General features: G+C 72.6%; 14 protein-coding genes. 7 read left to right on the plus strand and 7 right to left on the minus strand.

The annotated features are described in order from the left end of the window. Positions 1–31: 31 nt before the first annotated feature. The 3 genes from QH270_RS33340 to QH270_RS33350 all read right to left on the minus strand — a co-directional run bounded on the left by QH270_RS33340 (position 32) and on the right by QH270_RS33350 (position 2,764). Positions 32–1,456: an NAD(P)/FAD-dependent oxidoreductase gene (locus QH270_RS33340; protein ID WP_280348691.1), complete on the minus strand. Its 1,425-nt coding sequence runs from the start codon at positions 1,454–1,456 to the stop codon at positions 32–34. 132 nt (positions 1,457–1,588) lie between these two features. After that, entirely contained in the window at positions 1,589–2,479 is an 891-nt protein-coding gene (locus QH270_RS33345; protein WP_280348692.1) for a tat pathway signal sequence, read from the minus strand. 78 nt (positions 2,480–2,557) lie between these two features. Continuing rightward, the gene (locus tag QH270_RS33350) at positions 2,558–2,764 is read right to left on the minus strand and encodes a hypothetical protein (RefSeq protein ID WP_280348693.1); all 207 of its coding nucleotides are present in this window, start codon (positions 2,762–2,764) and stop codon (positions 2,558–2,560) included. Between the two features lie 190 nt (positions 2,765–2,954). Between QH270_RS33350 and recC the strand changes: the two genes are divergently transcribed. The 3 genes from recC to QH270_RS33365 all read left to right on the plus strand — a co-directional run bounded on the left by recC (position 2,955) and on the right by QH270_RS33365 (position 11,939). After that, complete coding sequence (gene recC, locus QH270_RS33355; protein WP_280348694.1) at positions 2,955–6,512, plus strand: exodeoxyribonuclease V subunit gamma; 3,558 nt, start codon at positions 2,955–2,957, stop codon at positions 6,510–6,512. After that, positions 6,509–9,874 carry a UvrD-helicase domain-containing protein gene (locus QH270_RS33360; protein ID WP_280348695.1) on the plus strand — a complete coding sequence of 1,122 codons (3,366 nt, stop codon included), beginning with the start codon at positions 6,509–6,511 and terminating at the stop codon, positions 9,872–9,874. The genes recC and QH270_RS33360 overlap by 4 nt, the downstream gene beginning before the upstream one ends. A 67-nt stretch (positions 9,875–9,941) precedes the next feature. Beyond that, positions 9,942–11,939, plus strand: a complete 1,998-nt coding sequence (locus QH270_RS33365; protein WP_280348696.1) for an AAA family ATPase — start codon at positions 9,942–9,944, stop codon at positions 11,937–11,939. A gap of 1 nt (position 11,940) precedes the next feature. On the opposite strand, the gene QH270_RS33370 is transcribed toward QH270_RS33365, so the two are convergent. Then, positions 11,941–13,851, minus strand: coding sequence for a DUF4153 domain-containing protein (locus QH270_RS33370; RefSeq protein WP_280348697.1), 1,911 nt, complete (start codon positions 13,849–13,851; stop codon positions 11,941–11,943). Positions 13,852–14,032: 181 nt separating this feature from the next. Between QH270_RS33370 and QH270_RS33375 the strand changes: the two genes are divergently transcribed. Next, positions 14,033–14,437, plus strand: coding sequence for a hypothetical protein (locus tag QH270_RS33375; RefSeq protein WP_280348698.1), 405 nt, complete (start codon positions 14,033–14,035; stop codon positions 14,435–14,437). Between the two features lie 15 nt (positions 14,438–14,452). Here the strand turns inward: QH270_RS33375 and QH270_RS33380 are convergent, their stop codons facing one another. Continuing rightward, complete coding sequence (locus tag QH270_RS33380) at positions 14,453–15,472, minus strand: HAMP domain-containing sensor histidine kinase (protein ID WP_280348699.1); 1,020 nt, start codon at positions 15,470–15,472, stop codon at positions 14,453–14,455. Next, on the minus strand, positions 15,469–16,167 hold the full coding sequence (locus QH270_RS33385) for a response regulator transcription factor (protein ID WP_280348701.1): 699 nt from the start codon (positions 16,165–16,167) through the stop codon (positions 15,469–15,471). The genes QH270_RS33380 and QH270_RS33385 overlap by 4 nt, the downstream gene beginning before the upstream one ends. Before the next feature lie 267 nt (positions 16,168–16,434). Between QH270_RS33385 and QH270_RS33390 the strand changes: the two genes are divergently transcribed. Beyond that, entirely contained in the window at positions 16,435–17,415 is a 981-nt protein-coding gene (locus QH270_RS33390; RefSeq protein ID WP_280348703.1) for a DMT family transporter, read from the plus strand. Here the strand turns inward: QH270_RS33390 and QH270_RS33395 are convergent. After that, positions 17,376–18,056: a TetR/AcrR family transcriptional regulator gene (locus tag QH270_RS33395; RefSeq protein ID WP_280348705.1), complete on the minus strand. Its 681-nt coding sequence runs from the start codon at positions 18,054–18,056 to the stop codon at positions 17,376–17,378. The genes QH270_RS33390 and QH270_RS33395 overlap by 40 nt on opposite strands. Before the next feature lie 135 nt (positions 18,057–18,191). On the opposite strand from QH270_RS33395, the gene QH270_RS33400 reads away from it, so the two are divergent. After that, positions 18,192–19,766, plus strand: coding sequence for a succinic semialdehyde dehydrogenase (locus tag QH270_RS33400; RefSeq protein WP_280348707.1), 1,575 nt, complete (start codon positions 18,192–18,194; stop codon positions 19,764–19,766). A gap of 34 nt (positions 19,767–19,800) precedes the next feature. After that, positions 19,801–20,628: an SDR family NAD(P)-dependent oxidoreductase gene (locus QH270_RS33405; RefSeq protein ID WP_280348709.1), complete on the plus strand. Its 828-nt coding sequence runs from the start codon at positions 19,801–19,803 to the stop codon at positions 20,626–20,628. Positions 20,629–20,858 lie beyond the last annotated feature (230 nt).

The following is a 20,858-nucleotide window of genomic DNA, read 5'->3' on the forward strand; positions in this document are numbered from 1 at the left end:
CCAACCCCCCCGGCCGGTCGGGACCGCTGTGTCAGCCGACTTCGCGCTGCCTGCGCGCCGGCGCCTTGGCGTTGCCGGGCGGCGCGCCGAGGGCGGCGTGCAGTTCGTCGGCGTCCTGCTGATCGGACTGGACCTCCTCGATCGCCAGCCGGGCGAAGACCCACTGCTCGGTGGCGGCCATCTGCCCGCGGTTGCGGCCGAGGAAGGAGACGAACCAGCCGATCACCGTGACGATCCGGCTGCGGTAGCCGACGAGGTAGTACAGGTGCAGCGCGAGCCAGGCCAGCCACGCGATGAACCCGCTGAACTCGAACTTGCCGATCTGGCAGACCGCGTCGAAGCGCGAGATCGTGGCCATCGAGCCCTTGTTGAAGTACTTGAACGGCGCACGCTGCTCCGGGGTCTGGCCCTTGAGGCCGGCCTTGATCGCCTTGGCCGCGTAGGTGGAACCCTGGATCGCGCCCTGCGCCTGCCCCGGCACGCCCGGCACCGACATGAGGTCGCCGACCACGAACACGTTCGGGTGCCCCTTGACGGTGAGGTCGGGCTCGACGACGACGCGCCCGGCCCGGTCGACCTCCGTGCCGTCGGAACGCTCGGCGATCATCTTGCCCAGCGGGCTGGCCTGCACACCGGCCGACCACACCTTGCACGAGGACTCGATCCGGCGGGTGCTGCCATCGCTGTCCTTGACGACGACGCCGTGCGCGTCGACATCGGTCACCATGGCGTTGAGCTGGATCTCCACGCCCATCTTCTCGAGCCGCTTGGCGGCCTTGGCGCCCAGCTTCGGGCCCATCGGGCCCAGCACGGCGCCCGCGCCCTCGAGCAGGATGACGCGCGCGTCGCGCGGGTCGATCGTGCGGAAGGTGCCGTCGAGGGTGCGGTCGGCCAGCTCGGCGATCTGCCCGGCCAGCTCGACACCGGTCGGACCGGCGCCGACGACGATGAAGGTGAGCAGCCGGTCGCGCTCCTCCTGCGTGCTCGCCAGCTCGGCCTGCTCGAAGGCGCCGAGGATGCGGGCACGGAGTTCCAGCGCGTCGTCGATCGTCTTCATGCCGGGCGCGAAGGTCGCGAAGTGGTCGTTGCCGAAGTACGACTGCTGCGCGCCGGTGGCCACGATGAGGCTGTCGAACGGGGTCACGGTGTCGCGGTTGAGCAGTCGCGAGGTGACCGTCTTGTTCGCCAGGTCGATGTCGTGGACGTCACCGAGGAGCACCTGGGCGTTCTTCTGCTTGCGCAGCACCAGGCGGGTGGCGGGCGCGATCTCGCCGGTCGAGAGGATGCCGGTGGCCACCTGGTACAGCAGCGGCTGGAACAGGTGGGTGGAGGTCTTGGAGATCAGCGTGATGTCGACGTCGGCCTTGCGCAGATGCCTGGTGCCGAACAAGCCGCCGAACCCGGAACCGATCACCACCACACGGTGTCGCTGGTTCCCGACAGACTGAGTGCTCATCGTCCTGCTCCTCGACAGACTGGGGTGGCCCCGCAACGGTGGTGACAGGGATTACCGTAGTCGGCTCCGGAGGCGACGTCGCCACGAGATCCCGGATCCGAACGACAAGATCGACAATACGGGACGGCCGGGTCAGCGACCGGCAAGCAGAATTCTGGCGACCTCGGTGTCGGTCTCGGCGCCCTCGGTGTAGCCGCCGTCGGCGCCGAGCGCGTTCATGATCGCCAGGGTGTAGCGCTCGCCGTCGCCCGCGACGCCGACCGAGTTGACCACCCAGCCGTCGGCCTCGGCCGACCAGCCGTTCTTCAGGCCGGGCCGCATGGCCGAACCCGCGCCCCACACACCCCAGTGCTGGTTGGAGTCGACCGAGCGCATCCGGTCGAGCAGGTAGGCCAGGTCGTCGGGGTGCATGGTGTCGAGGATGGTGTTCATCAGCCGGTCCAGGTCGGCGGCGGTGCACTTCTGGAACGACCAGTCCGGGAACATCGCCGAGGTCGTCGGCTGCGGGATCAGGCTGACCATGCCGTAGGCACGGAAGGCGTTGTTGTAGGCCATCCGGTCGAAGCCGATGTACTTGTTCCACAGCACGTCGGTGGCCTGGTCGTTGGAGGTGGCCAGCATCGATTCGATGTTGGTGCGGTCCTCGGGGGACAGGCCGATGGCGCCGACCCTGGCGCGGTTGAGCAGGTCGGCCGCGATGGCCAGCTTGATCGTCGACGCGGTCCAGACCTGGTTCTCGGCGTGCTCATTGGCGTAGGTCCCGCCGGTCTGCCGGTCGCGCAGCACGTAGCCGACGACGCCCGGGCGCCCGGCGAGGTAGGAGTTCACCCGCGCGATCCGCGCGTTCATGTCGCCGTCGAAGCCGGACACCTGGGTGAGCGCCGGGGGCGCGGCCTCGGCGGAGGCCGACAGCACGGGGACGCCCGGGGTGAGGACGCCCGCCGCGGCGAGGAGACAGGCGGTCGCTGCGACCCGGGTTACGACACGGGAGGAAGGGGAACGGTCACGCACGAGGGACCACACTCGCACACCTGAGGCCGCGGCGCACTACTCCGGCCGAAATTCGGTGGTAATCGTCGTTGCGCCGCACCGGTTTTCCGGTCAGTGATGCGCGGCGTGCGGCGTGGCGATCGGACAGCCGTTGAGGCGATGGCAGTGCTCGAACGCCTCACCGTGCTGATCCAGCGGCCAGGTGTGCAGCACCTGGTCCGCGCCGTAGCGCCGGCGGTTGATCAGCTCCCAGCGCTCACCCACGCGACGGACGACGAAACCGCCACCGGGAACCAGAGGTATCACCTGCGCGATCATCTAACCGGACCAGCCTTTCGCCTGCGGCCGAACTGTCCCACCCGAACGGCAACGATCTCACGGGCGATTTCCGGGCCCCGGCTGACGTGGCCGGTAACACGTTGCAGTGTGGCCTATTTCACTCACCCTGTGCGGTGGCGGCGGCGGGGCCGCACGATTGCGGGTCGATCGCTGGGCGTATAAACGACGGATGCCGTTGCACCTCCATCGCGCCGAACGCGCCGACGCGCTGGCCGACGGACTGGGGAGTTTGCTCGGCAGCGTACCGGCCGACCCGTTCACCACCGAGGTGGTCGCGGTCCCGGCCAAGGGGATCGAGCGATGGTTGGCGCAGCGCCTGTCGGGTGTCCTCGGGGTGGGCGCTCCCGCCGACGCGGGTGAGCTACCAGGCGGCGGCTCGGGTGCCCGCGCGCAGGCGGTCGACGGGGTGGTGCGCGTGGGACCCAGCGACGGTATCGCGGCCAACATCGTGTTCCCGGCGCCGGCCGCGCTGGTCGCCGAGGCGCTGGCGGCGGCGAGCGGGGTCGCGCCCGAGGACGACCCATGGGCGGGGCAGCGGCTGGTGTGGACGCTGCTCGGGGTGATCGACGAGGTCGCGGGGGAGCCGTGGGCAGCGGTGCTGGCCCGGCATCTCGGGTTGCCCGGTGACGGCCATCGCGTCGGCCGCCGCTACGCGACCGCGGCACACCTGGCCGCCCTCTTCGATTCCTACGCCGCCCAGCGGCCGCGAGTGCTGCTCGACTGGACCACCGGTGCGGACACCGACGGCGCGGGCGGCCGGGTCCCCGACGACCTCGCCTGGCAGCCCCGGCTGTGGCGGGCGCTGCGCGCCGCGATCGGCTCGCCGAGCCCGGCGGAACGACTCGCGTCGGCCTGCGCGCGGCTGCGTGCCGAGCCGGGCTCCGTCGACCTGCCCGACCGGCTGTCGGTCTTCGGTCTCACGCGACTGCCCGCCGATCAACTCGCCGTCCTCACCGCCCTGGCCGAACACCGCGACGTCCACCTGTGGCTGGCACACCCCAGCCCGGCCATGTGGGCGGCGCTGTCGGCGCCGGGTGGCGAACCGGCTCTCGATGACGGCACCCAGGCGGCCACGCCGGAGCGAGCGGACGCCTCGCCGCGATCGGGGGCGCACGACCGAGCGGACACCGACCACGCCGCCACGTCGCCGGGCTCGTCCGGCGACGACCGTCCGCCCGGGTCCTCGCCCCTCGGGCCGGTGCTTCCGCGTGCGGCGGACACCACTGCCGACCTCGTGCGTCACCCGTTGCTGGCCGGGCTGGCAAGGGACGTGCGCGAATTGCAGCAGCGGCTGAATCCCGTGCTGGACAGCGAGACCCCCCTGCCCGGCGCCCCGATGCCGGCCTCCCTGCTCGGCGCGGTGCAGGCCGCGATCCGGGACGACCGGGTGCCCGAGCCGGGGGCGCGACCCGACGGCACGGTCGAGGTGCACGCCTGTCACGGGCCCGCCCGGCAGGTCGAGGTGCTGCGTGATCTGCTGCTGGCCGCCTTCGCCGCGGACCCCGGCCTGCAGCCGCGCGACGTGCTGATCATGTGCCCGGACGTCGAGGCCTACGCGCCCCTGGTGCGTGCCGCCTTCGGGCAGCGGGTGGCCGGTGCCGTCGACGTGCCCGCGGCGGGCGAACATCCGGCCCACCAGCTGCGGGTGCGGCTCGCCGACCGGGGACGCGCGGTGACCAACCCGGTGCTCGCGGTCGTCATCGACCTGCTCGAACTGGCCGACGGTCGCGTCACGGTGACGCAGGTGCTCGACCTCGCGGCGAGCGAGACCGTCCGCAGGCGCTGCGGCTTCGACGACGACGACATCGAGCGACTGCGCGAATGGGCCGCCGAGTCCGGCGCCCGCTGGGGTATCGGCCTGCGTCAGCGCGAGGCGTTCGGGCTCGCCGAGTTCGCGCAGAACACCCTCAATGCCGCGGTCGACCGCATCCTGCTCGGCGTCACCGCCGACGAATCCGGTGACGACTGGCTCGATCTGGCGCTGCCGCTGGACGACGTCGACTCCAATGACGTCGACCTGGCGGGCCGGTTCGCCGAATTCGTCGACCGGCTCGCCGTGTGCCTGCGTGATCTGCGCGGCCCGCGCCCCGCCGCCGAGTGGACCGCGGTGCTGCTGCGCGCGGTCGAACTGCTCACCGACGTGCCCGACGCGCACTCCTGGATCAGGACCGAGGCGCGGCGCGAGATCGTCGCCGCCACCGAACACGCGGGCGCGGCACCGCTGCGCCTCGCCGACGTCGCGGTCCTGCTCACCAGCCGGCTGGCGGGCGGGCCCGGCCGCGCGAACTTCCGCACCGGCGAACTGACCGTGTGCACGCTGGTGCCGATGCGGTCGGTGCCGCACAAGGTGGTCGTGCTGCTCGGCCTCGACGACGACGTGTTCCCCCGCCCGGGCTCGGTCGACGGCGACGATCTGCTGGCCCGTGAGCCGCTGCTCGGCGAGCGCGACGCCCGCAGCGAGGACCGCCAGCTGCTGCTCGACGCCATCATGGCGGCGGGGGAGAAGCTGCTCGTCGTGCACTCCGGCGCCGACCCGGTGACCGGCGCCGCCCGCCCGCCCGCGGTACCCGTGGCCGAGCTGCTCGACGTGCTCACCGTGCACGTCGGCCGGGCGGGGATGGACGCCGTGCGGGTGCGGCATCCGTTGCAGGCCTTCGATCGGCGCAACTTCGATCCCGCGCGGCCGCGCAGCTTCGACACCGTGGCGCTGGCCGGCGCGAGAGCCGCCGCGCGTCCGGCCCGGCCCCGGCCGCCACTGCTGGCCGAGCCGCTGCCCCCGGCGCCGCTGGGCGATGTCGCGCTGGCGGAACTGATCGCGTTCGCCGAACATCCCGTGCGTGCCTTCCTCTGGCAGCGGTTGGGGCTGCGGGTGCCCGAGGAATCGGAGGACATCGCCGACCAGCTGCCCATCGAACTCGACGGGCTGGCCAAGTGGGATCTCGGCGAGCGGATGCTGTCGGCGCGGCTCACCGGCGCCGACCCGGCCGGGCTGCGCGCGGCCGAATGGCGGCGAGGCACCTTGCCGCCCTTCGGTTTCGGCGCCGCCGTGCTCGACGAGGTGGAGGGCACGGTCGACACCATCGTGCGAACCGCGCTGCCCGACTACGAGGCTCCCGCCCGGGCCGTCGACATCGCCATCGACCTCGGCGGCGGCCGCACGCTGGCCGGGACCGTTCCCGAGGTGCGCGGGGAGACGCTGGTCCGCACGACCTACTCCCGGCTGGCCCCGAAACACCGGCTGGCGGCCTGGGTGTCGCTGCTGGCGCTGGCCGCCACCGAGGACCGATCGTGGCGGGCGATCAGCACCGGGCGCGGGCAGTTCCGCAGCAGGCCGGTCGCGCGCTCGGTGATCGTGGCGCCGGAAGCGCCCGCCGCGCGGGAGATCCTGCGCGATCTGGTGCGCTCGCGCGACGAGGGACTGTGCGAGCCGCTGCCGGTCGCGCCCGCGGCCACCGCCGCCTACGCCGAACGGCGCTTCCGCGGCGATGGTGTCGCCGACGCGCTGCTGGCCGCCGAGCACGCCTTCGACGGCGGTCCCAACGGTCCCGACAAGTTCGGGGACCACACCGATCGCTACCTGCGCTACGTCTGGGGCCGCGCCCCGCGCTTCGGCGGTCTCGCCGCGGAACAGGCCAGGCCGGGTGAGCCGGAGACCACCCGCTTCGGCGCGGTCGCCCGCCGCTGGTGGGGGCCCCTGCTGGCCGCCGAGAGTCAGGGGCAGCCGTGACCGGGACCGTGACGGCGCCCGCCGCCTTCGACGCCGCGGGCCCACTGCCCGAGGGGACGACCGTGCTCGAGGCGAGCGCGGGCACCGGGAAGACCCACGCCATCGTCGGCCTGGCCGTGCGCTACGTCGCCGAGGCGGGGATCGCCATCACCGAGCTCCTGCTGGTGACCTTCAGCCGCGCCGCCACCCAGGAACTGCGCGAACGCACCAGAGACCGTTTCGTCACCGTCGCCGCGGCATTGGCCGACCAGGACCTCGCGCGTGCCCATCCCGACGAGCTGGTGCGCGCGCTGGCCGACACCGACCCGGCGACGCTGCGCGTGCGCAGGCACCGATTGCTCACGGCCCTGGCCGATTTCGACGCGGGCACCATCGCCACCACGCACTCGTTCTGTCAGCGGATGCTCGACGAGCTCGGGCTCGCGGGCGAACACGATCCGGGGGCCCGGCTGGTCGAATCGGTCGACGAGCTCGTCGCCACCGTCGCCGACGACCTGTATCTGGCGCGCTACGCCCGCGACCGCGCCCCGTTCACCCTGCGCGAGGCGCACACCCTCGCCCTGGCCGCCGTGCACGACCGGCACGCCGACCTGGCCCCGCGCACCGAGGGCGCCGCGGGTGAACGGGTGGCCTTCGCGACGGCGGTCCGCGCGGAGACCGAACGCCGCAAACGCCGTGCGGGACTGCGGGATTTCGACGATCTGCTGGTCCTGCTGCACGAGGTGCTCGCCGACCCGGAGCACGGCCCGCGGGCGTGCGCGCGGATCCGGCAGCGCTACCGCGTCGCCCTGGTCGACGAGTTCCAGGACACCGACCCGCTGCAATGGGACATCCTGCGCCTGGCCTTCCACGAACACGCCACGCTGGTACTGGTGGGCGATCCGAAGCAGGCGATCTACGCCTTCCGCGGCGCGGAGGTCCTCAGCTATCTCGACGCGGTCGCGCACGCCCAGCTGCGCAGCGAGCTGACCCGCAACTGGCGCAGCGACGCGGGACTGCTGCGCGCACTCGATCACCTGTGCGGCGGTGCGGAACTGGGGCACCCCGAGATCAGCGTGTACCCGGTGACGCCGACCCGGCCGGCGACCCGCCTGGACGGTGACCCCGCCATGATCACGCCGCTGCGGCTGCGCGTCCTCCCGCGCACGGGGGCGGGGCCCCGGAACCGATCGGGATTCCCGTCGGTCGGCAGGCAGCGGGCGAAGGTGGCCGACGATCTGGCCGCCGACATCGTCACCCTGCTCGAATCCGGCACCACCATCGACGCCAAACCCGAACGCGGCGCGGATCATTCGCTCACCGAGTCCGGCGACGGCCGGGTCCGCAGGCCGATCGGGCCCGGTGACATCGCGGTGCTGGTGCGTACCCGCACGCAGATCGACGTGGTGCGCGCCGCCCTCGACCGGGTGGGGGTGGCGTCGGTGCTCGCGGGCGGGACCAGTGTGTTCGCCACGGCCGCGGCCACCGACTGGCTGTGGGTGCTGCGGGCACTGGAACAACCGCATCGCGGTGACCGGGTGCGGCTGGCGGCCTGCACCCCGATTCTCGGCGTGACCGTCGCCGAGATCGACGCGGGTGGCGCCGATCTCGTCGGCCGGGTGTCGACCCAGCTGCGCGAGGCGGCGCGGCTGTTCGGCCGTGCCGGTTTCGCGGCGGTGTTCGACAAGCTCGCCACCGACACCGATCTCGCGCCCCGGCTGCTCACGGTGGAGAACGGCGAACGCGAGCTCACCGATCTGCGTCATCTCGCCCAGTTGCTCGACGAAGTCGCCCTCGCCGAGGGGTTGGGGCTCACCGCGCTGACCCGCTGGCTGGCCGACCGCGTCCGCGACCCCGAGGCTGGCAGCGTCAGCGGTCGCAGCCGACGCCTGGACCGCGACGCGGCGGCCGTGCAGATCGCGACCGTGCACGCCAGCAAGGGACTCGAATTCCCGCTCGTCTATGTGCCGTTCGCGTGGGACAGCGCCAAGAACCCGTACCCGGCCACGCTGCTGTTCCACGACGGCAACGGCACCCGCGTCCTCGATATCGGCGGCAAGGAGGCGCCGGGCTACGGTGAACGCCAATTGCGCTGCGAGGCCGAGGAATCGGGGGAGGAACTGCGGCTGCTGTACGTCGCGCTGACGCGGGCCATGTGCCAGGTCGTGGCCTGGTGGGCGCCCGCGGTCACCACGGGCGCGGCGCCGCTGCACCGGATGATGCTGGGGCGCAGGCCCGGCTCGGCGCAGGTGCCCCGCCGGGCCGAGATCCCGGCGGACACCGCCGCGGTGCAGCGGATCACCGAGTGGGCCGCGCCCGCCGCCGACGTGATCTCGGTGACCGCCGTCGACCGCCCCGACGATGTGACGCCGCGGCGGGTCCGCGCCGAACTCCCGAGCGGCGAGCTGGCCGCGGCCGAATTCACGCGGCTGCTCGACCAGCAGTGGCGGCGCACCTCCTACTCCGCGCTGACCGCGGGGGCCCACGACAGCGTGGGCGTGACCGAGGAGGAACCCGAGGACGGGCCGGGCCCCGACGACGAGCCCACCGAACCGCCGCTGGACGCCCCGGCCGGTGGCGCGGCCGCGCCCTCGCTCATGAACGCGCTGCCCTACGGCGCCGAATTCGGCACCCTCGTGCACGGTGTGCTCGAAACCGTCGACACTTCGGTCCCCGACCTCGCCGCCGAAGTGCGCGCCCGCTGCCTGGCCGCCGTCGAACACACGATGGCGGAGCTCGACGTCGACCTGCTGTCGACGGCCCTGCTCGAAGTTCTGCGCACGCCGGCCGATTTCGGGTCGCTGGCCGCCATCCCGACCCGGGATCGACTGTGCGAGCTGGAGTTCGAGCTGCCGCTGGGCGGCGGCGACACCCCGTCCGCGCGCCCGGCCAGCATGCACGCCATCGCCGGCCTGCTGCGCGAGCATCTGCCCGCCGACGACGCGCTGGCCGGCTACGCCGATCAGCTCGCGGCCCTGCCCGACACGGTCCTGCGCGGCTATCTCACGGGCAGCATCGACGCCGTGCTCCGGGTCCCCGAAGCGACCGGCGGACACCGCTATCTGATCGTGGACTACAAGACGAACCGCCTCGGCACCGGCGATCTCACCGTCGAGCACTACCGCCGCGAGCACATGGTCGCCGAGATGATCCGATCGCACTATCCGCTCCAGGCGCTGCTGTACGCCGTCGCGCTGCACCGCTACCTGCGCTGGCGGCTGCCCGGCTACGACCCGGCGCGCCACCTCGGCGGCGCGCGCTACCTGTTCGTGCGCGGCATGATCGGGCCGGCGACGCCACCGGGACACGGCGTCTTCGACTGGCATCCACCCGCCGAACTCGTTGTCGCGCTGTCGGATCTGCTCGCGGGCGGCGAGCGATGACGGCCGGACGGGCGTGCGGCCCGGGTGGCGGTCCGGCGGTCGGGACGGCGGAAGCGGGGTGTGGACGATGACGTCGATCCAGGTGGCGCAGCGTGGCACCGGGCTGCTGCGGGTGTTCAACGAGGCCGGAGTGCTCTCGGCCGCCGATGTGCACGTCGCGGTCCGGCTGGGGCGGATGGGCCGCGAGGACAGCGAGGACGTGCTGTTCGCGGCGGCGCTCGCCGTGCGCGCGGTGCGCTCCGGGTCGGTGTGCCTCGAGGTGGCGCGGATGCGCGAGATCGGTATCGACGCCGACGAAAGCCGCGGCGCGGCACCGGGAATCGACCCGGCCACGCTGCCGTGGCCGGACGTCGATCGCGTGCTCGCGGCCCTGCGGCGCAGCCCGCTGATCTGCGGTGGCCCCGCCGGACCGCTGTGCCCGCTGCGCCTGGTCGAGGCCGATGCCGACGGCGGCGCGCTGCTCTACCTGGACCGGTACTACCAGCAGGAGCAGACGCTGCGCCGGGTGCTCACCGAACGCAGCGCCGATCACCCGGTGATCGACACCGATCTCGTGCGCGCGGAATTGGATCGGCTCTTCACCGATCCGCACGGGGACGGTCCCGACCGGCAGCGGCTGGCTGCCGCGCTCGCCGCCACGCACTGGACCACCGTCGTGGCCGGTGGTCCCGGCACCGGCAAGACGCACACCATCGCGCGCATCCTCGCCCTGCTCACCGCGCACCGCCGGGCCACCCCGAAGCTGCCCGCCCTGCGCATCGCCCTGGCCGCGCCGACCGGCAAGGCCGCCGCGCGATTGCAGGAAGCCGTCCGGGAACAGGCCGCCGAGCTGGGACTTCCCGAGCTGACCGCCGCCACCCTGCACCGGCTGCTCGGCTGGCAGCGCGGCCGCACCACCAGATTCCGCCACCACGAACACAATCGGCTGCCCTACGACGTGGTGGTGGTCGACGAGACCTCCATGGTGTCGCTGACGATGATGAGCCACCTGTTCTCCGCGCTGCGGCCCGACACCCGGCTGGTCCTCGTGGGTGACCCGGACCAGCTCGCCTCCGTCGACGCCGGCGCGGTCCTGGCGGACCTGGTCGCCGGACCCATCGCGGCGGCCCCGAATCCGGCGCTGCGGGAACTCCTCGACGCGGACCCGGCGCTCGGGTCGCGGGAGGTCGTCGGTGCGACGGCGATCGATCCCGACGACCCCGTGCCGGTCGATCTCGGCCGGTCCGGCGCGACCTCGCCGCCCGTGGATTCCGCTGGGGCCCAGGATGTGTCGCTGGAACTGTCGCCGGTGGAACGGCGCAGGCTCGGCGGCGGGATCGTGCGGTTGACCCGGGGGAGGCGGTTCGGCGGACGGATCGCCGATGTGGCCGTCGCCGTGCGCGCGGGCGATGCCGACGCCGCCCTCGCGATCCTGCGCGCCGGGGGCGAGGATGTCTCACTGTGCGCGCCCGAGGACATGGTGGCGGTGCGTGCCGACGTCACCGCGTCGGCGCTCGCGGTGACCGCCGCCGCCGAGGCGGGCGATGCCGTGGGCGCGCTCGCGGCGCTGGAGTCGCACCGGCTGCTCTGCGCCCACCGCCAGGGGCCCTTCGGTGTGGAACGCTGGGACCGGATGGCGGGGGAGTGGGCCGCCGCGGCGGGCGCGGGACCCGAAGGGCCGCAATCGGTCTGGTATCCGGGACAGCCGCTGCTGGTGACCGCCAACGATCACGAGGCGCGCATCTACAACGGTGACACCGGCGTCATCGTGCGCCGACCGGACGGATCGTTGCGGGCCGCGCTGCAACGCGGCAGCGAGCCGTACCTGGTGCACCCCACCCAGTTCCCGGCCGTGGTCACCGTGTTCGCCATGACCATCCACCGCAGCCAGGGCAGCCAGTACGACACCGTCTCGGTGGTGCTGCCCGAACCGGAATCCACCCTGCTGACAAGGGAACTGCTCTACACGGCCATCACCCGGGCCCGATCACACGTGCGCGTCATCGGCACCGAGGAGTCGATCCGGGCCGCCATCGGCCGCCGGGTGCTGCGGGCCAGCGGACTGTCCCGCGGCACCCCGGCCTAGGTCAGCGGGCCGAGTCCCGCGACCAGTTCCACGACCACCAGGAGTCGTCGTCGAGGTCGGTCAGGATCGGGCCCTCGATCTTCGTGCGCAGCGGATCGGGCAGGTGCGTCAGCGCCGGGATGACGTCCGGTGACAGGGTGCTCAGATACTCGGTGTCGAGCCGCTTGCCCTGCTCCCACCGATCGATATTGCGGTCGGCGACAAGGTATTCCGGATTCAGCGCCGACAATGTGATCAGGGTGCCCAGTGCCGTCCCCACCGCGGCACGCGACACCCAGTTCCAGCGCAGCAGGGCGATGGCCACCAGCACCAGCAGGTACACCAGACCCACCCACAGCTCGCACACCCCGACCAGCACGCGCAGTACGGTGAACCCGTACGCCTGCTGGTAGGTCCACATGCGGGCCAGTGCCGACCCCACGATCACCAGCGACAGCACGCTCACCGCCGTCAGCAGTACCCGCAGCCAGCGCCGGTCGGCCGCGGAGGCCTGGACCGACCAGTGCAGGACCGCCAGGATGACCGCCAGCGTCAGGATGCTCACGGCCGACAGCTGCCAGAACCCGCTGCGCGCGTACTCGGCGTAGGTCAGTCCGGCGGTCCGCTGCACATAGTCGTCGCCGCCGAACAGCGCCACGAACTGGGCTCCGACGAACACGCCGAACAGCACGGTCAGCGCGCTGACCGGCAGCACCCACTCGCTGCGCGACCACTGCCGCACCGGACGACGGCCCTCCTCGGCCGCGGCGGGCGGCCCGGCCAGCAGATACAGCGCGGCCAGCGCGCCGATCCCGACCACGCCGAACATCAGGATCCACTCCCAGGCCGAGGCGCCGTCGACCGCGGGCACCAGACCGCTCAGCAGGTCCGCGAACGTGGCGTCCGCCCCGCCGAGCAGTGGCACGAACACCACGAGCAGCGCCGCCGTCGCCGCGACCGACACGCCGTATCGTCGCACACTCGACGCACCCGTCGGCCGCGCCTCCCGCAGCCCCGACCACGCCCACGGCAGCGCGTCCAGCGTCGCCAACGGCACCGCGACCATGTCGTGCACGACACCCCACCGGGTCCTGCGCCCCAACACCGCCAGCGACCCCGCGACACACGCGGCCACCACACACAGCACGAACAACCACCCGGCCGCCCGCACCACCCCGACCCCGAGCAACACCAGCGCCGCCGCGGCCCACCAGACCCGAGCCGACCCCGGCAGGCGAACCAGGCCCGCGCCACCGCTGACCGTGGTTGGTGCGTCCTTCGGTGCCGGGCTCGACGCCCCCGCCGCGTCCCCGCGCCCCACCTGGCCCTCCGCGTTGCCGCTGCCAGAGGACGGCGTGCCCGACTCGCTCCGGGTCGATACCTCCGCTCGCCCGTTCGGGTCGTTCGCCGGGGAGCCGTTGTCGCGCATGTTCTTCGCGGCTGCCGTGCTCGACCCCGTGGACGCGCGATCGGCCGGGGCTTCATCGGCGGCCGCGGACGAACCGTGGGCGCCGGCGTCCCGGTCGGCGTCTGCCGCCGCACCGGCGGAGCCGTCTGTCGTTGCGCCCCGGTCTGTTTCGGCTGCCGACGACGCACCGGCCGCATCGGTCGGTGCGCCTGCGGTTGCCGATTGTGCGGAGTTCGCGTCGGCGGCGGGCTTCGTGTCGGCCACTTGCCGGGTGCCGGGCTCGCCGTCGGCCGCGAGCTGGGGGCTCCCGGTGATGGGGGCCGGTGTTGCCGGGTGTTTCGCGGCCGGAGTGGACTTCGGCTCGGTGGGGCGGGTGCGGGCGTGGCGGTCGACCGCGTAGAGGGTGCCCGCCACAACGGTGCCCGCGAGGAGCCAGCCGAGGCCGGGGCGGTCGACCGGGACCACTGTCGCGCTGAAGATGCCGGCGAGAGCGGCGGCGGGGACGGCGCGAGGTGGGTGGGCCACACGTTGCCAGCGGGGGACCGCGCGCAGGAGTGGGGGTGGGGCGACCGGCAACGTCGGACGAGGCGTAGGCGGCTGCCAACCGGCCGACCACGGCGAGGCCGGGTTACCTTGTGTCGCATCGGTTGTCGTGCCGCTGGCAGGCGCCGAATTCTGCGCCGCTTCGCTGCCCGGGGGATGCTCCGTGGTCGTGCCGGTGCTCGACGCAGGTACCACGGTCCCCTGTGCCGCCGATGCCGTGGAAGCCACTGAGGGGGTTGGAGTCTCGGAACCGGTTCCGGTGCTGGTGCTTGATGTCGGGGCCCCGGTGGCTGTGTCGGGCGCCGGAGTCGCGGTGTTCGACGGCGGAGCCTCTCCGGTAATCTGCGGCTGGGGCGCTGCGGTAGTCGCTCCGGTTCGTGACGCCGGAGTCTCGGCATCGGTGCTGGATGCCGGGGCCGGGGTGGTCGCCCCGGGTGCCGGAGACGTGGTGTTCGGCGGCGGAGTCTCTTCGGGTATCGGCGGCTGGGGCGCCGCGGTGGTGTGGTCGGTCATGGTTCCCCTCCGGAAGGTGTGCGGGATCGTCCCGGGACCCTGGGGTCCGGGGTGACGTGGGTGGGATGGGTCAGGTCGTGGGGAGGACGAGGCGGATGCGGGAGCCGGGGTCGGCGACGGCGATGGTGCCGCCGTGCAGGTCGATGACCCAGCGGGCGATGGCCAGGCCGAGGCCGGTGCCGCCGCCGTCGGTGCGGCCGCCGCGCGTGAAGCGGTCGAACACGGTGGCGCGGTCGGCCTCCGGGATACCGGGGCCGTCGTCGGCGATCTCGAGCACGGTGCCGCCCGGGACGGCGTCGGCGTGCACGCGGACCTCGCCGCCTGCCGGACCGTGCCTGGCCGCATTGTCGAGCAGGTTGAACAGCACCTGGTGCAGGCGGGCACGGTCGGCGTCGACGGTCGCGTCGGGCGGTTGGATCACGGTGGTGAAGCGGACACCACGGCCGAGCGCCGCCGTCATCACCTCGGCCTCGGCGATCACCTCCGCCAACAGCGGTGCGAGCGGCACCTTTTCGCGGTCGAGCGGGAAGGCGCCGGCTTCGATACCGGACAGGTCGAGCAGCTCCGAGACCAGCAGGCCGAGCCGCTCGGTCTGGGCCAGCGCGGTCCGCAGCGTCGCCGGGTCCGGTTCGCTCACGCCGTCGACGATGTTCTCCAGCACCGCGTGCAACGCCGTCACCGGCGTGCGCAGCTCATGCGAGACATTGGCGATGAGGTCGCGACGCTGCCGGTCGGCCGCGGCCAGGTCGGCCGCCATCTGGTTGAACGCCTGGGCCAACTCGCCCACCTCGTCGCGGGAACTGGCGCGCACCCGGAAACTGTAGTCGCCGTGCGCCATCCGCCGCGCGGCCGCGGTCATCTCGCGTAACGGCCTGGTGATGCCGTGGGCGAGGAACTGCGAGGTCACCAGCGCGATGGCCATCGCGGTGAGGGTGGTGAACGTCGGCAGCCAGCCGATCCGGAACCAGAAGTAGGCGAAGGCGACCGCACCCGAACACACCATGAGCACGGCCAGTTTCAGCTTGATGGACCGCAGCGGATCCAGCGGACGTGGCATCAGGTCGGCGACCCGGTCGAAGAAGGTACTCATCGCGCGTCCAGGGCATAGCCGACGCCGTGCACGGTGCGGATCAGGTCGGCGCCGAGCTTGCGGCGCAGCGCCTTGACGTGGCTGTCGACGGCGCGGGTGCCCGCCGCGTCGGACCAGTCCCAGATGTCCTCCAGCAGCCGCTCGCGTGCCAGGACCGCGCGCGGCCGGTGCGCGAGCCGGGCCAGCAACTCGAATTCGAGCGGGGTCAACCTGGCCTCGGTGGTGCCGCGCCAGACGCGCCGTTCGTCGAGGTCGATACGCAGATCACCGACCACGATGGTGTGGTCGCCGCGCTCGGCGGCCCGATCGACGCGCCGCAGCAAGGCGTGCACCCGCGCCGCGAGGACCCGCATCGAGAACGGCTTGGTGAGATAGTCGTCGGCGCCGACGCCGAGCCCGATCAGCTGGTCGGTCTCGTCGGTGCGCGCGGTGAGCATGAGCACGGGCACCGGCCGCTCGGCCTGGATGCGGCGGCACACCTCCAGCCCGTCGAACCCGGGCAGCATCACGTCGAGGACGACGAGATCCGGTTCGCCGGCCGTGGCCGCGGCCACCGCGCCGGGACCGTCGTGCGCGACGTCGACCGTGAATCCCTCGGCCCGCAGGCGCGCCGCCACCGATTCCGCGATGGTCACCTCGTCGTCCACGACGAGGACCCGCCGCCCCGGTTGCCCGGTCCCGCCACTGCATTCCATGGTCAGACCCTAGCGAGTGGGTGTGGAGCGTTCCCGGGTCAATTGTGGAGATTCTGTGTGCGCCGATAGCATGGCGGCGTGCATCAGTGCTTCCGCTCCACGCCGCCCCCCGCCTCCTGAGCGAGGTGCCCCGAGACCGCGTGCCGCCGATCCGGTAGGCACGGCCGATCCGCTCGGGTGACGATGGCGCGCGCCCGCACGGCCGCCGCACTGTACGCACCTCGTTTCCGCGACCCCCACCCCCGCTGTCGCAGGAGCGATCTCCCCATGTCTGTCTCTTCCGCTGTGTCCGCGCGTTCTCGTGCCGGACTGTTTCCCCTCGTCGCCGCCGGAATCCTCTGGGGTACCGGCGGATTGCTCGGTTCCCTGGTGCAGGACCGGACCGGGCTGTCCCCGCTCGCGGTCGCGGCCTATCGCCTCGGAGTCGGTGGCGCGATCCTGGTCGTGGTCGCGCTGATCACGCGGCGCGCGGTGCCTCGCGGCCGGGCGGCCCGGCGCCGGATCGGTGCGATCGGTGCCCTGGCCGCGGTCTTCCAGGCGAGCTACTTCGCCGCCGTCAGCGCCTCGTCGGTCGTGCTGGCGACCCTGGTCACGATCGGTGCCGCCCCGGTGCTGGTCGCGGTGTCCGGCCATGTCACCGGCCGCGTGCGACTGGACGCGCGCCGGGTCGCGACACTGGCGCTCGCGGTGACCGGGCTGGCCGTGTTCGTCGGCGTGCCCACCGACGCGTCCGGCGTCGTCGCGGGCGCGGCGCTCGCTCTCGTGGCGGCCACGGCGTTCGCGGCGGTCACCCTGGTCACCGCCGACCCGGTGCCCGGCCTCGACACGATCACCGCCACCGGCTACGGATTCCTCGGCGGCGCGGCGCTGCTCGCCCTGCCTGCCGCCGCCACCGGCCTCGCGTTCACCCCGGCACCGGCCGACCTGCTCGCCGTGGCACTCCTCGGCCTGGCGCCCACGGCCCTGGCCTACGCACTCTTCTTCCACGGCCTGCTCGCGGCCGGGGCCGCGACGGCCGCCGTCCTGAGCCTCCTGGAACCGCTCACCGCCACCGTTGTCGCGGTCGCGCTGCTCGGGGAGCGCCTGACCCCGGTGGCGTGGACCGGCGCCGCGCTCCTCGCGGTCGCCTTGCTCCTGACCGCGACAGCGCCGACCTCGCGGGGGACCGGTCGCCCTGCCGCACGGTGCGATGCCGCCGGGTCGTCCGGTCAGGCGTCGGGGAACAGGCCGGGGAGTTCCATGGCGTAGGCGAGGTCGTCCTTGGTGCCGAGGGTGACCAGCAGGATGCGGATCATCGTCACCCGCGCCTCGGTGACCAGGTCGGGAGCCGGATCGTGACCAGGGTCCGCGCCCGCGGTGATGCGGTAGACGATGTACTCGCAGACATGCAGGGCGGCATCGAGATCCAGGGGCGCGGGCACCGGGCGGCCGAGTTCGCCGAAGGTCTTGCGCACCAGATCGCGGATGTCGTCGAGCGCGCGCTCGCGATAGGCCGACACAGGGGAGCCGGGGTCGTGCAGCTCGGCGAAGAGCGGGCGCAGCATCGCGCCGTGGCCGCGCGCCCAGTCGACGTAGGCGTCGATGAGCCGGATGCCCAGCTGCACCGGCTCGTCGGTGCCGGTCAGCGCGTCCCTGATGCCGCCGACCAGGCCGTCGTTGGAGGCGGTGAGAACCACGTGCAGCGGCTCGGAGGCATTGCCGAAATAGCGGTAGAACGTCGGCCGCGCCAACCCGGCCTGCTCGATGATCTGGGCGACACTCAAACCGCGCGACCCGTTGCGGGCGAACACGGCGGCGGTCGCCTCCACGATCCTGGCGCGGACCTCCTCGGCCTGCTCCTGGGTCTGGGGCGGACGCCCACGGCGCGCCACAGCCGGATCCTCGGACATCACACCTCCCTCACAACGACAGAAAGCTTGACACGATACGGGCCGCAACCATTAATCTAACACCAGTGTTCAGCAAATAGCCGAACCCGGCGCGATCGTCGCGCGTGAGCCATCTGTTGAGGAGAAGGGCCGACAATGACGACAGCCCCCGAGCTGACCGCCGAACCGACCGCGCTGCCTGCCGCGCTGGTCAAGCCCCTGTTCGACCGGGCGGTGGCGGGCGGCGCCGCGTCGGTCCCGGTGTTCGCCCCGGCCACCGGACACAAGATCGGCGACCTGCCGCAGTCCTCCGTCGACGACATCGACCGCGCCTTCGCCGTCGCCAGGCACGCCCAGCGCGACTGGGCCAAGGTGCCGGTCAAGCAGCGCGTGGAGATCCTGCGCCGCTTCCACGACATCGTGCTGGCCGAGCAGGACACGATCCTCGACATCGTGCAGACCGAGACCGGCAAGTGCCGCTCGCACGCCTTCGACGAGGTCGGCGACGTCGCGCTGAACTCGCGCTACTACGCCGCCGTCGCGCCCAAGCTGCTGGCCGACCGCAAGCCGCGCGGCGTGCTGCCCGTGCTCACCTCGGTGGAGGTGCACAACCGGGCCAAGGGTGTCGTCGCGGTGATCTCGCCGTGGAACTACCCGCTCGCGCTGTCGGCCTCCGACGCGCTGCCCGCCCTGGTCGCCGGCAACGCCGTCATCGCCCGGCCGGACAACCAGACCGCCCTGTCGGCGCTGTGGGCGATCGACGCCGCCGAGCGCGCCGGACTGCCGCGCGGCCTGTGGCAGGCCGTGCTCGGCCGTGGCCGCGAGATCGGCGGCGACGTGATCGCCCGCGCCGACTACGTCGACTACACCGGCTCCAGCGCCACCGGCCGCACCATCGCCCAGCAGGCCGGCGAGCGCCTGATCGGCTACTCGCTCGAGCTCGGCGGCAAGAACCCGCTGCTGGTGCTCGGCGACGCCGATGTCTCCAAGGCCGCCAAGCTCGCGGTCCGCGCCTGCTTCTCCTCGGCCGGGCAGCTGTGCGAGTCGATGGAACGCATCTACGTCGACGCGAGCGTCTACGACCAGTTCGTGGCCGAGTTCGTCGGCAACGTCAAGAACATGAGCCTGGGCGGCGAGCTCGACTTCAGCCGCGACATGGGGTCGCTGACCTTCCAGCGTCAGCTCGACACCGTCAGCGCGCACGTCGACGACGCCGTCGCCAAGGGCGCCAAGGTGCTCGCCGGTGGCCGCGCCAGGCCAGACCTCGGCCAGTACTTCTACGAGCCCACCGTGCTCGTCGGCGTCGAGCCCGGCATGACCGTCTACCGCGAGGAGACCTTCGGCCCGGTCGTGTCGATCTACAAGGTCGACTCCGACGACGACGCCGTTGCCGCCGCCAACGACACCGCCTACGGCCTCAACGCCAGCGTGTGGAGCAAGGACGTGAACCGCGGCAAGGCCGTGGCCGCCCGGATCAACGCGGGCTCGGTGAACGTCAACGAGGGCTTCATCGCCGCGTGGGGCAGCATCGACGCGCCCTCCGGTGGCCTCGGCATCTCGGGTCAGGGCCGCAGGCACGGTCCCGAGGGTCTGCTCAAGTACGTGGACACCCAGACGGTCGCGGTCCAGCGGGTGCTCCCGATCGCGCCGCTGCCCGGCATGTCCGAGCAGATGTGGGCCAAGACGATGACGCTGGTCTTCGGCGTCATGAAGACGCTGCGCCAGAAGTAGCGACCAGGATCGACGAAGCAGGGGTAGGCAGGACATGAAACTGGAGACGGTCGCGGGCAAGCGGGTGCTGGTCACCGGCGCCGCCATGGGCCTCGGCAAGCTGTTCGCCGAGCGGGCGGTGCGCGAGGGCGCCGACGCGGTGGTGCTGTGGGACGTCAACGAGATCTCGTTGCGCGAGACCGCCGCCCAGCTCACCGCCCAGGGCGGCAAGGTGTACCAGCATGTCGTCGACGTGTCCTCGCAGGACTCGATCCGCGCGGCCGCCGACACGGTGCGCGACGAGATCGGCGGGATCGACATCCTGGTGAACAACGCCGGGATCGTGCGCGGCAACACCTACTTCTGGGAAACCGAGAACCGCGCCGACATCGACAAGACCATGGCGATCAACTCGCTGGCCCCGATGTACATCGCGCTCGAGTTCCTGCCCGGCATGGTCGCCGGGGCCGGTCAGGCGCGCATCCTCAACATCGCGTCCTCGGCCGGTCTGGTCGCCAACCCGCGCATGGCTGTCTACGCGGCCTCGAAGTGGGCGGCGCTGGGCTGGTCGGACTCGGTGCGGCTCGAGCTCGAGCAGGCGGGCCACGCGCACGTGAAGGTGACCACGGTCTGCCCGACCTACATCAACACCGGCATGTTCGACGGGGCCAAGGGCATCCTGTTCACCCCGATGCTGGAGCAGAACGACGTCGTCGACACCTCGTGGCGGGAGATGAAGAACGGTGGCGCCCTGGTGGTGCTCCCGTGGACTTCCCGGATGAACCGCGCGCTCACCGGCCTGCTGCCGATCAAGGTGCGCGACTTCTACCTCAACGCCGTGGGTGTCTACCACTCGATGGATCAGTTCACCGGCCGCAAGTAGGCGTTCGGCCGACGCGGCCCCCCCCCCCCGCTCACCCGCGGGGGGAGCGCCGGGTTTGGGGGGGGGCGCGGGGTTTGTGAGCGGGGCGGACAGGGGGACCCGGGGGGGGGTGGGGGGGGGGGCCCTGCCGCCACACCCCCCCCCCGTGCCCGGGGGGGGGGCCCACCCCGGGGGCGTGGGGGCCCGCCACCCGGGCCTGGCCCGCCACCGCGGCGACGGCGATCGCCACC

Source organism: Nocardia neocaledoniensis, assembly GCF_029868625.1.
GTDB lineage: Bacteria > Actinomycetota > Actinomycetes > Mycobacteriales > Mycobacteriaceae > Nocardia > Nocardia neocaledoniensis_A.

Coding starts and splice junctions, on each gene's coding strand:
- QH270_RS33385 (WP_280348701.1), bottom strand. CDS start 16,167: ATGGAATGCAGTGGCGGGACCGGGCAACCGGGGCGGCGGGTCCTCGTC.
- QH270_RS33400 (WP_280348707.1), top strand. CDS start 18,192: ATGACGACAGCCCCCGAGCTGACCGCCGAACCGACCGCGCTGCCTGCC.
- QH270_RS33340 (WP_280348691.1), bottom strand. CDS start 1,456: ATGAGCACTCAGTCTGTCGGGAACCAGCGACACCGTGTGGTGGTGATC.
- QH270_RS33390 (WP_280348703.1), top strand. CDS start 16,435: ATGTCTGTCTCTTCCGCTGTGTCCGCGCGTTCTCGTGCCGGACTGTTT.
- QH270_RS33365 (WP_280348696.1), top strand. CDS start 9,942: ATGACGTCGATCCAGGTGGCGCAGCGTGGCACCGGGCTGCTGCGGGTG.
- QH270_RS33350 (WP_280348693.1), bottom strand. CDS start 2,764: ATGATCGCGCAGGTGATACCTCTGGTTCCCGGTGGCGGTTTCGTCGTC.
- QH270_RS33405 (WP_280348709.1), top strand. CDS start 19,801: ATGAAACTGGAGACGGTCGCGGGCAAGCGGGTGCTGGTCACCGGCGCC.
- QH270_RS33380 (WP_280348699.1), bottom strand. CDS start 15,472: ATGAGTACCTTCTTCGACCGGGTCGCCGACCTGATGCCACGTCCGCTG.
- recC (WP_280348694.1), top strand. CDS start 2,955: ATGCCGTTGCACCTCCATCGCGCCGAACGCGCCGACGCGCTGGCCGAC.
- QH270_RS33395 (WP_280348705.1), bottom strand. CDS start 18,056: ATGTCCGAGGATCCGGCTGTGGCGCGCCGTGGGCGTCCGCCCCAGACC.